Annotated in this window: 17 protein-coding genes; 10 read left to right on the top strand and 7 right to left on the bottom strand. The window is 59.1% G+C overall.

The genetic code is table 11. The features are described from left to right. Positions 1-12 precede the first annotated feature (12 nt). Entirely contained in the window at positions 13-486 is a 474-nt protein-coding gene (gene greB / locus AB4N82_RS01785) for a transcription elongation factor GreB (protein WP_048729176.1), read from the top strand. Positions 487-531: 45 nt separating this feature from the next. Here the strand turns inward: greB and AB4N82_RS01780 are convergent, their stop codons facing one another. Together AB4N82_RS01780 and AB4N82_RS01775 are read right to left on the bottom strand one after the other, a co-directional pair. After that, entirely contained in the window at positions 532-3,042 is a 2,511-nt protein-coding gene (locus tag AB4N82_RS01780; protein ID WP_032888988.1) for an ABC transporter permease, read from the bottom strand. After that, on the bottom strand, positions 3,042-3,725 hold the full coding sequence (locus AB4N82_RS01775) for an ABC transporter ATP-binding protein (RefSeq protein ID WP_032888990.1): 684 nt from the start codon (positions 3,723-3,725) through the stop codon (positions 3,042-3,044). Before AB4N82_RS01775 ends, AB4N82_RS01780 begins: the two co-directional genes overlap by 1 nt. A gap of 10 nt (positions 3,726-3,735) precedes the next feature. Between AB4N82_RS01775 and AB4N82_RS01770 the strand changes: the two genes are divergently transcribed. The 3 genes from AB4N82_RS01770 to AB4N82_RS01760 all read left to right on the top strand — a co-directional run bounded on the left by AB4N82_RS01770 (position 3,736) and on the right by AB4N82_RS01760 (position 5,747). Further along, positions 3,736-4,341, top strand: coding sequence for an arylesterase (locus tag AB4N82_RS01770; RefSeq protein WP_032888992.1), 606 nt, complete (start codon positions 3,736-3,738; stop codon positions 4,339-4,341). 57 nt (positions 4,342-4,398) lie between these two features. Further along, the gene (locus tag AB4N82_RS01765; protein WP_010211879.1) at positions 4,399-4,692 is read left to right on the top strand and encodes a hypothetical protein; all 294 of its coding nucleotides are present in this window, start codon (positions 4,399-4,401) and stop codon (positions 4,690-4,692) included. 86 nt (positions 4,693-4,778) lie between these two features. After that, the gene (locus AB4N82_RS01760; RefSeq protein ID WP_032888994.1) at positions 4,779-5,747 is read left to right on the top strand and encodes a L,D-transpeptidase family protein; all 969 of its coding nucleotides are present in this window, start codon (positions 4,779-4,781) and stop codon (positions 5,745-5,747) included. 135 nt (positions 5,748-5,882) lie between these two features. Here AB4N82_RS01760 and oprI read toward each other — a convergent pair whose 3' ends face one another. Continuing rightward, entirely contained in the window at positions 5,883-6,134 is a 252-nt protein-coding gene (gene oprI, locus AB4N82_RS01755; protein ID WP_003172710.1) for an outer membrane lipoprotei OprI, read from the bottom strand. Positions 6,135-6,746: 612 nt separating this feature from the next. Between oprI and AB4N82_RS01750 the strand changes: the two genes are divergently transcribed. Next, a complete protein-coding gene (locus AB4N82_RS01750) occupies positions 6,747-7,028 on the top strand; it encodes a GNAT family N-acetyltransferase (RefSeq protein ID WP_003189869.1) in 282 nt (93 codons plus the stop codon). A 64-nt stretch (positions 7,029-7,092) separates the two neighbouring features. Here the strand turns inward: AB4N82_RS01750 and AB4N82_RS01745 are convergent, their stop codons facing one another. Continuing rightward, on the bottom strand, positions 7,093-8,169 hold the full coding sequence (locus AB4N82_RS01745) for a 3-deoxy-7-phosphoheptulonate synthase (RefSeq protein WP_032888996.1): 1,077 nt from the start codon (positions 8,167-8,169) through the stop codon (positions 7,093-7,095). A gap of 131 nt (positions 8,170-8,300) precedes the next feature. Beyond that, complete coding sequence (locus tag AB4N82_RS01740) at positions 8,301-8,735, bottom strand: pilus assembly protein PilZ (RefSeq protein ID WP_032888998.1); 435 nt, start codon at positions 8,733-8,735, stop codon at positions 8,301-8,303. On the opposite strand from AB4N82_RS01740, the gene AB4N82_RS01735 reads away from it, so the two are divergent. The 5 genes from AB4N82_RS01735 to cysB all read left to right on the top strand — a co-directional run bounded on the left by AB4N82_RS01735 (position 8,734) and on the right by cysB (position 12,637). Beyond that, positions 8,734-9,120 (top strand): thioredoxin family protein, encoded by a 387-nt coding sequence (locus AB4N82_RS01735; protein WP_122764962.1) that lies wholly within the window; start codon positions 8,734-8,736, stop codon positions 9,118-9,120. The two genes, AB4N82_RS01740 and AB4N82_RS01735, sit on opposite strands and share 2 nt — an antisense overlap. Further along, positions 9,117-10,070: a putative 2-dehydropantoate 2-reductase gene (locus AB4N82_RS01730; RefSeq protein ID WP_095184218.1), complete on the top strand. Its 954-nt coding sequence runs from the start codon at positions 9,117-9,119 to the stop codon at positions 10,068-10,070. The genes AB4N82_RS01735 and AB4N82_RS01730 overlap by 4 nt, the downstream gene beginning before the upstream one ends. 16 nt (positions 10,071-10,086) lie before the next feature. Further along, positions 10,087-11,004, top strand: coding sequence for a 5'-nucleotidase (locus AB4N82_RS01725; RefSeq protein WP_032889004.1), 918 nt, complete (start codon positions 10,087-10,089; stop codon positions 11,002-11,004). Between the two features lie 53 nt (positions 11,005-11,057). Beyond that, positions 11,058-11,558: a universal stress protein gene (locus AB4N82_RS01720; RefSeq protein ID WP_095184219.1), complete on the top strand. Its 501-nt coding sequence runs from the start codon at positions 11,058-11,060 to the stop codon at positions 11,556-11,558. Between the two features lie 104 nt (positions 11,559-11,662). Next, positions 11,663-12,637 carry an HTH-type transcriptional regulator CysB gene (gene cysB / locus AB4N82_RS01715; protein ID WP_003189876.1) on the top strand — a complete coding sequence of 325 codons (975 nt, stop codon included), beginning with the start codon at positions 11,663-11,665 and terminating at the stop codon, positions 12,635-12,637. A 5-nt stretch (positions 12,638-12,642) separates the two neighbouring features. Here cysB and AB4N82_RS01710 read toward each other — a convergent pair whose 3' ends face one another. Together AB4N82_RS01710 and AB4N82_RS01705 are read right to left on the bottom strand one after the other, a co-directional pair. Then, complete coding sequence (locus AB4N82_RS01710; RefSeq protein WP_122764963.1) at positions 12,643-13,125, bottom strand: GreA/GreB family elongation factor; 483 nt, start codon at positions 13,123-13,125, stop codon at positions 12,643-12,645. A 12-nt stretch (positions 13,126-13,137) separates the two neighbouring features. Continuing rightward, complete coding sequence (locus tag AB4N82_RS01705) at positions 13,138-13,506, bottom strand: hypothetical protein (RefSeq protein WP_032889011.1); 369 nt, start codon at positions 13,504-13,506, stop codon at positions 13,138-13,140. Between the last annotated feature and the right edge of the window lie 82 nt (positions 13,507-13,588).

Below are 13,588 nucleotides of genomic sequence, written 5' to 3'. Positions count from 1 at the left end.
GGATGCATGCGTTTGAGTACCAAGCTGATTACCAAAGAAGGTCATGAGGCGCTGAAGAAAGAGCTGGATTATCTGTGGCGCGAAAAACGTCCAGATACCACGCGCAAGGTGACGTGGGCCGCCTCACTGGGGGATCGCAGTGAGAATGCCGACTACCAGTACAACAAGAAGCTGCTGCGAGAAATCGACCGACGGGTGCGTTACCTGCGCAAGCGTCTGGAAGACATGCGCGTGGTGGAGTACATGCCCGAGCAGGAAGGTAGGGTTTTTTTTGGTGCTTGGGTCGATATTGAAAACGAGCAGGGAGAGACCAAGCGTTTTCGCATAGTCGGCTATGACGAGATTTATGACCGGATGGATTACATTTCTATCGACTCACCAATGGCTCGTGCCTTGTTGCGCAAGGAGGTCGACGATGAGGCCATCGTGCAGACTCCCGGTGGCGAAGTGTGCTGGTGGATCACCGGGATCGAATATGTGAAATAGGCAATGATGGCCCGCAGTCTTTGAAGAGTGCGGGCCATCGGCGTTTCAGCCTTCGCGCAATACCGTCAGTGGGCTGGCATTCAACGCGCGGCGTGTGCCGAATACTCCTGCGGCACCGATCAGTACGGCGCCGATGATCGGCAGCAGCAACAGCCATGGGTGCGGGTGCCAGACCAGGTCAAAGGCATAACGGTACAGCACCCAGGTCACCAGTTCGGTACCCAATGCCGCCAACAAACCGCTGACGGCGCCCAGCAAGCCAAACTCGATACGCCGTGCCTTGACCAGCAACTTGCGTTCCGCGCCTAGCGCTCGTAGCAGTGCGCCTTGGCGGATGCGCTCGTCCAGCGTGGCCTGTAAACCGGAGAACAACACGGCCATCCCGGCAGCCAGTACAAACAACAGCACGTATTCCACCGCCAGGGTCACTTGGGCGAGGATGCTGCGCAATTGCTCCAGCAGGGCCTCAACCTGGAGGATCGTAACCGCCGGAAAGGCTCGCGACAGATCGACGATTTGTTGGTCATGCCCTGGCGCCAGGTAGAAGCTGGTCAGGTAGGTGGCCGGCAGGTCCTTCAACGTGCCGGGCTGAAAAATCATGAAGAAGTTCGGCTGGAAGTTATCCCAGTTGATGGTTCGCAGGCTGGTGACCCGCGCTTCACGATTTTCCCCGGCAATGGTGAACACCAGGTGATCGTTCAACTTGAGCTTGAGGCTTTCAGCAACTTTGGCTTCTACCGAGACGCCAGGAATATCCTCGGTGGGTCGTTGCGACCACCATGAGCCTGCAGTCAGCGTATTGCCCGGTGGCAGGTCGGCGGCCCAGGTCAGGCTCAGGTCGCGTTGTACTGCGCGGTCGCCGCTGGAGTCCTTGCTGACTATGTCCTGTACCGGGTCGCCATTAATGCTAATCAACCGGCCCGGCACCACGGGGTACAGCGGCGCTGATTGCGCCTGCACTTCCAGCAGGCGGGCGCTAAAGGCGTCCTTGTCGGCCGGCAGGATGTTCAGCGCAAAGTAGTTAGGCGCGTCCTTGGGCAACTGGTTTTGCCAAGTGTCCAGCAATTCGCCGCGCAGCAGGGCGATCAAACCCATGGACAATAAGATCAAGCCAAACGCCAGTGACTGGCCCGCCGCCGCCAATGGGTGGCGCAGCAGTTGGCCCAAGCCCAGGCGCCAGGGCAGGGAGGCGCGAGCTAGCAGGCGCCGCAGGCTTTGCAACAGCAGCAAAAGCAAGCCGCCGAGGACCAGCGCAGCCACCACGCCACCGCCCAGCAGGGCGAAGGTCAGCACCAGATCCAGGCTCAGGCGCCACATGATCAGGCCCAGTGCGAACAGCGCAGCGCCGTAAACCATCCAGGTGCTGGACGGAATTGGCAGCAGGTCGCGGCGCAACACCCGCAACGGCGGTACCCGACCGAGTGCTGCCAACGGCGGCAGGGCGAAACCGGCGAGAGCCACCAGCCCGGTGCCGATCCCGGCAACGGCCGGCAACAGTCCCCCGGGGGGAACATCCGCTGGCAGCAGGTCGTGCAGGAAATAGAACAAGCCGAACTGTGCCAGCCAACCGAGCAGGGCGCCGGCCAAGCTTGCGAGCAAACCCAGTACGGTCAGTTGCAGGCTGAACAGCAACATGGCTTCGCGTCGTGACAGTCCCAGGCAGCGCAGCAATGCACTGGCGTCGAAGCGTCGGGTGGCAAAGCGGTTGGCCGACAAAGCCACGGCCACGCCGGCCAGCAGCACGGCTACCAGGCTGGCCATGTTCAGGTAGCGCTCGGCTTTGCCCAAGGCGCCGCCAATCTGTTGATTGCCGTCGCGTGAGTCCTGCAGTCGCTGGTTGGCGGCGAGCCCCGGCTTGAGCAGGTCGCGATAGGTTTGCAGCACCGTGCTTTCCGGCGGCCCGCGCCATAATTCGCGGTAGCTGACGCGGCTGCCGGGTTGGACCACGCCGGTGGCGTCCAGGTCTGCCAGGTTGATCATCACCCTTGGCGTGAGGCTGTAGAAGTTGCCGGCGCGATCTGGTTCGTAGGTGAGTACGCGGGCCAGACGCAGGGTTTTCATGCCGACATCGACGCTGTCGCCGATTTTGAGGTCCAGTGCCGTCAGCAGCCGCGCCTCCACCCAGGCTTCGCCGGGTTTGGGGCCGCCGCCAGGGGTTTCATCGCCAAAGGGCGCAGCAGCGCTCTTCAGTTCGCCTCGCAGCGGATATTGCTCGTTGACCGCCTTGATACTGGAAAGCTGGATTCCGTTATCAGTGGCGATAACACTGGAGAACTCCACGACTCGCGCGTGATCCAGACCCAGTTCGGTCCCGGAGCGGATTTGCTCGGACCGGGCTGGTGAGCTTCCTTCAAGTACCAGGTCGGCGCCTAGGAACTCGGTGGCGCGCAACATCATGGCGCCGTTGAGACGTGCACCGAAGTAACCGATAGCAGTGCTGGCGGCCACGGCCACCAGCAGGGCAAAGAACAACACGCGCAATTCGCCGGCGCGGGCATCGCGCAGCAATTGACGCATGGCAAGGCTGAACAGGCGCAACAGCGGCAAACGTGCCATCAAGGCTCCAGGGGCGCGACCATCAGGCCGGCTTCAAGGCGGATCAGGCGTCGGCAACGGTGGGCCAGGCGCTCGTCGTGGGTGACCAGCACCAGGGTCGTGCCGCTCTCTTTATTGAGCTCGAACAGCAGGTCGCTGATGCGCTCGCCGGTGTGGCTGTCGAGGTTGCCGGTGGGTTCATCGGCAAACAGCACGTCCGGTTCGGCGGCAAAGGCGCGAGCAATGGCTACACGCTGCTGCTCGCCACCGGAAAGTTGGCGTGGCGAGTGGGTGAGGCGCTGGCCGAGGCCCACGCGTTCCAGCAGGTGTTTGGCGCGCTCACGGGCGTCTTTGCGGCCATCCAGCTCCAGCGGCAGCATGACGTTCTCCAGCGCGTTGAGGCTGTCGAGCAGTTGGAACGACTGGAACACAAAACCTACGTGTTCGGCGCGGATGCGTGCGCGCTGGTCTTCGTCGAGGCGGCTGAGGGCTTGTCCGGCGAGGGTGACTTCGCCGCTGCTGGGCAGGTCGAGTCCGGCCAGCAGGCCGAGGAGGGTGGATTTACCGGAGCCGGAGCTGCCGACGATAGCCAGGCTATCGCCCTTGTTCAGTTCGAGGCTCAGTTCGTGCAGGATAGTCAGTTCACCTTCCGCGCTGGGAACCACTTTGCTAAGGTTCCGCGCGGTGAGAATGCTTGCGCCCATGGAGAATCCGATGCGAATGTGGTTTTTGAGTGCTGGCCTGGCCTTGATGTGCATGGCCCAGAACGCAGCGGCGGGTACAGTCCTGATCGTTGGCGATAGTATCAGTGCCGGTTTCGGCCTGGATACACGCAAAGGGTGGGTTGCCTTGTTGGAGCAACGGCTCAAGAAGGAAGGTTTCGACGATAAAGTGGTCAACGCCTCCATCAGTGGTGATACCAGTGCTGGAGGTCTCGCGCGGCTGCCGGCGGCCCTTGCAGAGCATAAGCCTGAGGTAGTGATTATCGAACTGGGTGGCAATGACGGCCTGCGCGGTATGCCCCCTACGCAATTGCAACAAAATCTTGCGTCGATGATTCAGAAGTCCCAGGACAGCGGCGCGAAGGTGCTGTTGCTGGGCATGCAGATTCCACCTAACTATGGGAAGCGTTATGTCGACGCCTTCGCCAAAGTATTTGCCGATGTCGCCCAGCAGAAAAAGGTGCCGTTGGTACCGTTTTTCCTTGAAGGAATCGGCGGCAATTCGCAATTGATGCAGGCTGACGGGCTGCACCCGGCTGTCGCTGCTCAGGGCAAGTTGCTGGAAAATGTCTGGCCGACGCTAAAACCGCTGCTATGACGCTTTTCTACTGGCAGGCTTTCGGCTAAGGTGGCGCCCCCCGATCTGGAGCCCCCGATGTCGCGTCCTGCCTGGTCACTGTTTAATTACCAACTGATCGAGCCGGACGAGCAGTTGGATCTCTTCGCCTGCCAGGAAGTGCGGGTGCATTTAGTGGCGCGTCAATTGGAACTGGGCGGCTCCATTGATCGCACGCTGTGCGGCACGTTACTGCCAGCGCAGCCACGTTGGTCGCGGGTTGATCGCTCGATTTTCCAGGACCAGCGCCTTTGCCCCTTGTGCCGGGCCATCTTGGAGTCCCAAAAGCGCGGCACACCGCCGATCTGGCCTGAGCTGCGTTTCGAACTCTAGCGGCCGCGACACGCTTGCAGCTAGAAGCTCACATCACGTATACAATCGATTTTTACCTACACGTCGTTCTGCGAAGGATTTTCCGGATGTTGTCGCGCCTTTCCGTCGTCACCTGCTGCCTGTCTCTCGCTGCACTCTGTGCGGCGGGTTCTGCATCTGCTTTGCAGTTGCCCTTGCCACCTCCGGGTGAAGACATCGTCGGCCAGGTCCAGGTGATCAAGGCCAAGTACGAAGACACCTTTGCCGACCTGGGCACCACTTACGACCTGGGCTATTCGGAAATGGTCGCGGCCAACCCAGGTGTTGATGCCTGGTTGCCGGGAGCGGGCACCGAGATCGTGCTGCCGACGCGTTTTATCCTGCCGCCGGGGCCTCGTGAGGGCATCGTGATCAACCTGGCGGAATACCGGCTCTATTATTTCCCCAAGGGCCAGAACGTGGTCTACACCTTCCCGTTGGGGATTGGTCGTGAGGGCTGGGGCTCGCCCATTGCCCACACCAGTATTATCGCCAAGACGCCGAACCCGACATGGACGCCGCCGGCTTCGATCAAGGCCGAACACGCCGCCAACGGTGATCCTTTGCCTAACGTGGTGCCTGCCGGACCAGATAATCCGCTGGGCCCGTTCAAGTTCACCCTGGGCACACCGGGTTACCTGATCCACGGCTCCAACATGAAGTTCGGTATTGGCACACGTACCAGTCATGGCTGTTTCCGCATGTTCAACAATAATGTGCTGGAGATGGCGGGCATGGTGCCGGTAGGTACGTCGGTGCGCATCATCAACGATGCCTACAAGTTCGGCAGCAGCGGCGGCAAGGTCTATCTGGAAGCGCATACGCCTTTGAATGATGATGGAACGCCATCGGTGGTCGACAAGCACACGGCGGTGATCAACGCTTTGCTCAAGCGTGAAGACTTGGCCAATAACCTGCGGGTCAATTGGGATCAGGTGCGTGATGTGGTGGCCGCGGAAGATGGTTTGCCGACTGAAATCGGCGTGCCAGGTGGGGCGCCTATAGCGTCCAGCTCGCTGATCGATCTTCAGCAGTAACTCTGCTCGATCAAAAGCCCGCCCACAGCCTTGCGCTGCGGCGGGCTTTTTATTGCCTGCGTTCAGGTGCGAATCGCAGACAATAAAAAAGCCGATCCATAAATGGATCGGCTTGATAACAATCCCGAGGGATTATTACTTGCGGCTAGCTTTTTCAAGCATACGCAGAGCGCGCTCGTTAGCTTCGTCAGCAGTCTGTTGTGCTTTTTGAGCAGCAGCCAGAGCTTCATCAGCTTTACGGTAGGCTTCGTCTGCACGGGCCTGGGAGCGAGCTGCTGCGTCTTCAGTTGCAGTCAGACGAGCTTCGGTTTCTTTGGAGACGCTGCTGCAACCGGTAGCCAGAACTGCGGCCAGAGCCAGAGCAGAGAATTTCAGAACGTTGTTCATCGTGTTCCCCTTCAAGGACTTTCTATTAAATGGCTACTTTCTCAGAGTGAGCTAATAGCCGGCGTACATACTACCCATTACTTGTAGTAAGTAAACTGACGTAGCGCAAGAAGCAAAAAAAATTCTCGCACCTAATCTATTTTGGCTAATCTTTTGGAGGTTTGTATAAAAACCGTCCAATTTTTTTCATACGGGTGAAGATTGGATCCAGGCTGAAAGGGCCGGCCTGCATGCGTTAAGCTTTGTATATAGATGAAAATTTATATATTCGGGCCGACACTTACGTTGCGTTTGGCGTTGCTTGGCCGGGCATCTTTTACTCATGTAGAGGTGACTTTAAGAGCGCCTGTTCGTCTCAAGGTTCAACTGCCGGCAATGTTCAGGCTTTCGACCAGTGTTTGGTCGAGGCCCCTTCTATATCCACCAGCAGCAGGGGATGACGAGTGCGCCTTGAGCAATTTCAGGATTGGTGCCTACTATTCCCTACGTGCTGGTTGTTAGCGCTCAAGGTTTTCTCGTTGTCGAAACCGGCACGGGGTGGCGTAGATGTTCCTTCGCCGGAAAAACATCGGTAAGGTAGGGGTCAGAATTCAAGACCCGCGAGGAGTAGTGATGAGCGAGGCGTTGTCCATCCACCATGACCAGGCTGGTCATCAGTTCGAGACCAATGTGGACGGTCATCGTGCCTATCTGACCTATATGGACCTCGGGAAGCAGACCCTGGATATCTATCGGACCTTCGTGCCCAACGCACTGCGGGGCCGCGGCATTGCGGCGGCGTTGACCGAAGAGGCCTTAAAGTTTGCCGAAGAGGCTGGCTACACGGTGATCCCTTCCTGCTCCTATGTCGAACGCTACATGGAGCGCCACCAGCGTCATGCCGCGAAGCTCTGAGTGATCAGCAGACAATAAAAAAACGCCGGGCTTAGCCCGGCGTTTTTGTGTGTGCAGTTGCGGCTCAGGTGCGTTTGCGTGTTGGCAATACGTCCTTGAGCTTGGCGTGCATGCTGCGTAGGGTGTTTTCGGTGGCGGCCCAGTCGATGCAGGCATCGGTGATCGACACGCCGTACTGCAAGTCGGCCAGGTCTTTTGGAATCGCCTGGCATCCCCAGTTCAAATGGCTCTCGACCATCAGGCCGATGATCGACTGATTGCCTTCGAGGATCTGGTTGGCAACGTTTTCCATCACCAACGGCTGTAGGGCCGGATCCTTGTTGGAGTTGGCGTGGCTGCAATCGACCATAATGTTTGGCTTGATCTTGGCCTTGTTCAACGCTTGCTCGCACAACGCAACGCTGACTGAATCATAGTTGGGCTTGCCGTTGCCGCCGCGCAGTACCACGTGACCGTAGGCATTGCCCTTGGTGGTGACGATGGAGACGCCGCCTTCCTGATTGATACCCAGGAAACGGTGGGGGCTGGAAACTGATTGCAGCGCGTTGATCGCCACAGTCAGGCCGCCGTCGGTGCCGTTCTTGAAGCCCACGGCCGATGACAGACCGGACGCCATTTCACGGTGGGTCTGGGACTCGGTGGTACGCGCGCCGATGGCCGACCAGCTGATCAGGTCCTGTAGGTATTGCGGGGAGATCGGGTCAAGCGCTTCGGTGGCAGTGGGCAGGCCCATTTCGGCCAGGTCCAGCAGCAACTGACGACCAATGTGCAAACCGTCCTGGATCTTGAACGAGTCGTCCAGGTACGGGTCGTTGATCAAGCCTTTCCAGCCGACGGTGGTACGCGGCTTTTCGAAATAGACGCGCATCACCAAGTACAAGGTGTCGGACACTTCTGCCGCCAGTACCTTGAGGCGCTCAGCATATTCGTGTGCGGCCTTGAGGTCATGGATCGAGCATGGGCCGATTACCACAAAGAGGCGGTGGTCGGTGCCGTCGAGAATCTCACGGATGACTTCGCGACCCTTGGTGACGGTCTGCAGGGCAGCGTCGCTCAGGGGGATTTCGCGCTTGAGCTGATCGGGCGTGATCAGCGTCTCGTTGGATTCGACGTTTAGGTCATTGATCGGTAAATCAGCCATCGTGTTACTCGTCAGGGTCACGGGTGCCGGCCGCCAGCTATCCCCGTGCGGCGGAGCACAGCATGATTTGGATGCAGGGGGGAGGAACCTTAGCGCGTAACACGGGCCCGCGACAATGGGCAAAGCCCCCTTTAATCCCCTGCTGGCCGCACAAACGCCTCATGGGAGAAGTCACTGGCGTGTCGCGCCACCCACTCGCGGGCCAGGGCTTCGACTTTCGCAGGGCTAGGCTCAGCATCTTCGTGCTGGCGGCAGTAGCGCTCTATCCGGCATGCTTGTTCGCCCATGCGCGCACCGAACAACGCATGTTCATCGGTAAACGAAATGCCGACGCGGTAGCCGTTTTCCACCTTGCGACACCACGCCACGTAGCCTGGGTATCGGGCGGTGGCGCCCAGGGATGGAATGTGCAAGTCAACGGCCGTGCCCTGGCGCCAGGCGCGCGGCCAATTGCAGGCAATGCCACCCAGGCCGTTAGAGAGCAGGCGTTGGCGGGGTATGGCGGGAGAGGGGCGTTGGATTAACTCGACAGCGACATCATCAGGGTGAGGTAAAAAACGACCCATGTACACGGACTCCGAGCACCGTCCTGTAGACGGCGGTGGCAGCAGTATAGTGAAGGAAGTGGAATTGACCGACCTGGATATTGACCAGCAATTGCTGGGATTGCCAGGGATTTCGCTCGTGGTGTTCACCAGCGTAGGATGCTCCAGCTGCCGTTGGGCGCGCCAGCAACTGCCCGGGTGGCACTTGCCGGTGGACCGTGTGTGCTGGGTGGATGCCGGGCACAACGGTGGCGCGGTTGAACGCTATCAGATCTTTCATTTGCCCGCGTTGTTCGTCGTGTGCGAGGGTCAATTCCTCGGACAATTACAGACACGTCTTACATCTGCCGATCTTGCCGACGCGATCAATCAAGCGTTGATCCGTACTCCAGAGGATTTGCCATGACAGTACAGTCGCCACGCGTTGGCATTATCGGAACCGGTGCCATCGGGGGATTCTACGGTGTGATGCTGGCGCGCGCCGGGTTCGATGTGCACTTTCTGCTGCGCAGCGAATATGCCGCGGTCAGCGAGCACGGCTTGCACATCAACAGCACGGTGCACGGCAAGTTGCACCTGTACCCGGTTCAGGCCTACGCGCGCGCCGCCGATATGCCGCCGTGTGACTGGTTGCTGGTGGGCACCAAGTCCACGGGCAATGTTGAGTTGGCGCCGACCATTGCCCAAATCGCGGCGCCGGATGCCAAAGTGGTGCTGCTTCAAAACGGCCTGGATGTAGAAGACAGCCTGCGAGAACACCTGCCGCTGTCGCTGCATCTGCTCGGCGGCCTGTGCTATATCGGCGTGCACCGTTCTGGTCCGGGTGTGGTTGAGCATCAAGCCTTGGGCCGGGTCAATCTGGGCTATCACAGCGGTTCTGCTGCTAACGATGAGGCTCGTCAGAAAGCAATTGTCGAGGCAGGCGCCGCGTTGTTTCATAAGGCTGGTATCGAGTCCCAGGCCATGGCCAATGTGCATCAGGCGCGCTGGCACAAGCTGGTGTGGAACGTGCCTTACAACGGCCTTTCGGTAGTGTTGGGGACTGGCACCACGGCCCTGATGGCCGACGAATCCAGTCGCCAACTGATCCAGGCGCTGATGGCTGAAGTGGTGCAGGGTGCCCATGCCTGTGGCCAGGAAATCCCCAAGAGTTACGCTGAGCAGATGTTTGCCATGACCGAAACCATGGACGATTACTTGCCGAGCATGTACCACGACCACGTACATAAGCGCCCGCTGGAGCTGGAGGCCATCTATGCTCGCCCTCTGGCAGCCGCCAAAGCCGCGGGCTGCGAATTACCGCGTATGCAGGCGCTGTATCAGGCCTTGAGTTTTATTGATCGGCATAACCGCTGATTCGGGGGGTAAATGCATGGCGAAGGGATTAGGCGACAAACTGGTGCTGGCGATTTCGTCGCGGGCCTTGTTCGACCTGAGCGACAGCCACAAGGTCTATCTCGCTCAAGGGGTGGAGGCCTACCGCAAATACCAGATCGAACACGAGGAAGAAATCCTTGAGCCCGGCGACGCCTTCCCTCTGGTCAAAAAGCTGTTGAGTCTCAACGCCAGCCTGGGTCGTGCCCGGGTTGAAGTGGTGCTCGTATCGCGCAACAGTGCCGACACTGGCCTGCGTGTATTTAACTCTATTCAGCACTACGGCCTGGATATTTCCCGCGCCGCTTTCGTAGGAGGGCGTAGCCCTTATCCTTATTTGGCCGCCTTTGGTTGCCATCTGTTTCTTTCGACCCATGCTGAGGATGTGCGCAGTGCCCTTGATGCCGGCTTTGCAGCGGCGACGATTTTGTCGGGCGGCCCGAGACGGGCTTCCAGCGAGGAACTGCACATCGCCTTTGACGGCGACGCGGTGTTGTTTTCCGATGAGTCGGAGCGCGTGTACCAGGCCGGCGGGTTAGCCGCGTTCCAGGCCAGCGAGCGCGAATCGGCGCGCCAGCCCTTGCACGGCGGTCCGTTCAAGGGGTTTCTGGCCGCGCTGAACGTATTGCAGCGTGAGTTTCCTGAAGAGGCCTGTCCGATCCGCACAGCTTTGGTAACCGCCCGTTCGGCGCCGTCTCACGAGCGGGTGATTCGCACGTTGCGTGAGTGGGATATTCGCTTGGACGAATCCTTGTTTCTTGGCGGTCTGGAGAAGTCCGCGTTTCTGGAAGCGTTTGCCGCTGATGTATTTTTCGATGACCAAGCCGGTCATTGCGAGAAAGCCAGGGAGGTGGTGGCCACGGGGCACGTGCCCCATGGCATCAGTAATGAGGTGAGGATTCAGGCCGAGAGTTAGGGCCGCTGCTAAGCTCATTCAATCTCCTCCACCCTGGCAGTCCAGGAGGTTTTATGATTCGTTCGATGCTGTACGCCACGGACCTCGGTCTGTACGCGCCCTATGTGATGCAGCATGCACTGGCGCTGGCGCGAACGTTCAAGGCTGACCTGTATGTGATTCACGCGGTCGAGCCTATTGGGTTGTTCGCCGAATCGGTGCTGCAGAGCTACCTTGATGAAGCTGCATTGAGTGAATGGCAGACTCAAGGGCTTAGCACGGTGATGGCGACCATCGAGCAGCGGGTGCTCGACAGTTTCCGCGAGGAGTTGGGGGAGGGTGAGCAGGACTTGAAGTTGATCCGCTCGGTACGTGTGATTCAGGGGGACCCGTGCGAGGTGATTCTCGACCAACTGCGCAAGCTGTCCGTCGACCTGTTGATCGTCGGTAGCCACAGCCATGCAGCCGGCACGACAGCGCCGCTTGGGCGTACCGCGGCACGGGTGCTGCAGCTGTCTACGGTGCCGGTTTACTTGGTGCCGTCCTTACAAGGTCGACGCATTGATGACGTATGACCGGTAGAAAACGATAAAAAGTTCTAGATTTATCCGTCTAACCTTTAATATAGTTATATACCGTCGCTGATACCCGTGGCGTCTATCTGCTTTGAGGGACACATATGAAGCTTCAACAACTGCGCTACATCTGGGAAGTGGCGCACCACGACCTCAACGTTTCCGCTACCGCTCAAAGCCTGTACACCTCGCAACCCGGTATCAGCAAGCAGATACGCCTGCTCGAAGACGAGCTGGGCGTCGAAGTGTTCGCGCGCAGCGGCAAGCATCTAACCCGTGTCACCCCGGCTGGTGAGCGCATCATCACTACTGCCGGCGAGATCCTGCGTAAAGTCGAAAGCATCAAGCAGATCGCTCAGGAATTTTCCAACGAGAAAAAAGGCACTCTATCGATCGCCACCACCCACACCCAGGCGCGTTATGCATTGCCTCCGGTGATCCGCGATTTCATCAAGCAATACCCGGACGTGGCCTTGCACATGCACCAGGGCTCGCCGATGCAAATCGCCGAGATGGCTGCTGATGGCACCGTCGATTTTGCCATCGCCACCGAAGCCCTGGAGCTGTTCGGTGACCTGGTGATGATGCCGTGCTACCGCTGGAACCGTTGCGTTGTGGTACCGCAGGGGCACCCGTTGGCCAAACTGCCGAAGCTGACCCTCGAAGCCCTGGCTGAATACCCGATCGTGACCTACGTGTTCGGTTTCACTGGCCGCTCCAAGCTCGACGAAGCTTTCAGCCATCGCGGCCTCACACCGAAAGTGGTGTTCACCGCCGCCGACGCCGACGTGATCAAGACTTACGTGCGCCTGGGCCTCGGCGTGGGTATCGTCGCCAAGATGGCCGTCGACACCAACCTCGACAAAGACCTGGTGGTTCTCGACGCCAGCGAGTTGTTCGAATCCAGCGTGACCAAGATCGGCTTCCGGCGTGGCACGTTCCTGCGTGGGTTCATGTGCGACTTCATCGAGAAGTTTGCGCCGCACCTGACCCGCGAAGTGATGGCCAAGGCGATCCAGTGCCATAACAAACAGGAACTGGAAGAGCTGTTCGACGGCGTTGAATTGCCCGTCCACTGAGTGGTTTATCGGGCCTCGGTAACCGTAAACAGTTGCCGGGCGCCTGCCACCAGAATCTCTACCTCATCGCCTTCGAACTTGCCCAGCAGGCTTTTGCCCATGGGCGAGCGCGGGGTGATGACAGTCACCGGTTGCCCGACCACATCCACCCTCAAGCCTGCAGCATCAGGCGCCAGGAATAGCCATTGCTGGCGACCGTTCTCGTCCTCCAGGCCCAATAGCGCGCCGACTTCTATGCCTCGTTGATCATCGTAGGCACGCAACTGCAGGTTCTGGCACAGCGCGAGCGCTTGCTTGATTTCCTCGACCCGTTTGGCCTGCCCGGCCGCGAGATACGAAGCCTCCAACCCCAGGGTGTCGTATTTGTTTTCCGCGATGTTCTCTTCGTGAGTCGCGGTTTCGTAGGCGGTCTGCGCGGCGCGCTGGGCGATATCGAGATCGACAGTGAGTTTTTCCAGGATCAACTGGAGGACGGCGTGCTTATTCATGGTTGTGCTTGATCATTCGCAGAATTGCAGGACATTGGCCCGGCTCTTTTCATTGGGCGCATTCTGGTCCTGTTGCAGCCAGAACTGGCATTTGGGGTTGGACAGGTTACGTGCGTTGTTACGTGCCTGGTCCAGGGCTTGTTGCTGTTCCTGCTTGTGCAGGTTCTGCTGGTACTGCTCGAACATACGGTTGGGTGGCTCAGGCGCGACAACGGTCGGCTTGCCCAATTGCTGGACTGCCTGCGCCACCGGCGCAAGGCTTTGCGGGAACAGGTAGCTCGACGCCAGCCAGGTGGTCAGCGCAATGGCGATAAACCCCAGCCATACACCCAAGGCGATAGCGATGCACAGCTTGAGCAGCGACAACGATTGATCCGACATGATGGCCTCCTGGCAGGCATTTGCGGCGTAGCGGCGATTGTCGCACAGCCACTGTGCAGAATAATCGCGATCAAGCCTTCTG

The organism is Pseudomonas sp. H1_D04 (assembly GCF_054683855.1).
Note: the sequence above shows the minus strand (reverse complement) of the source record. Positions and strands in the feature narration are given on the sequence as shown.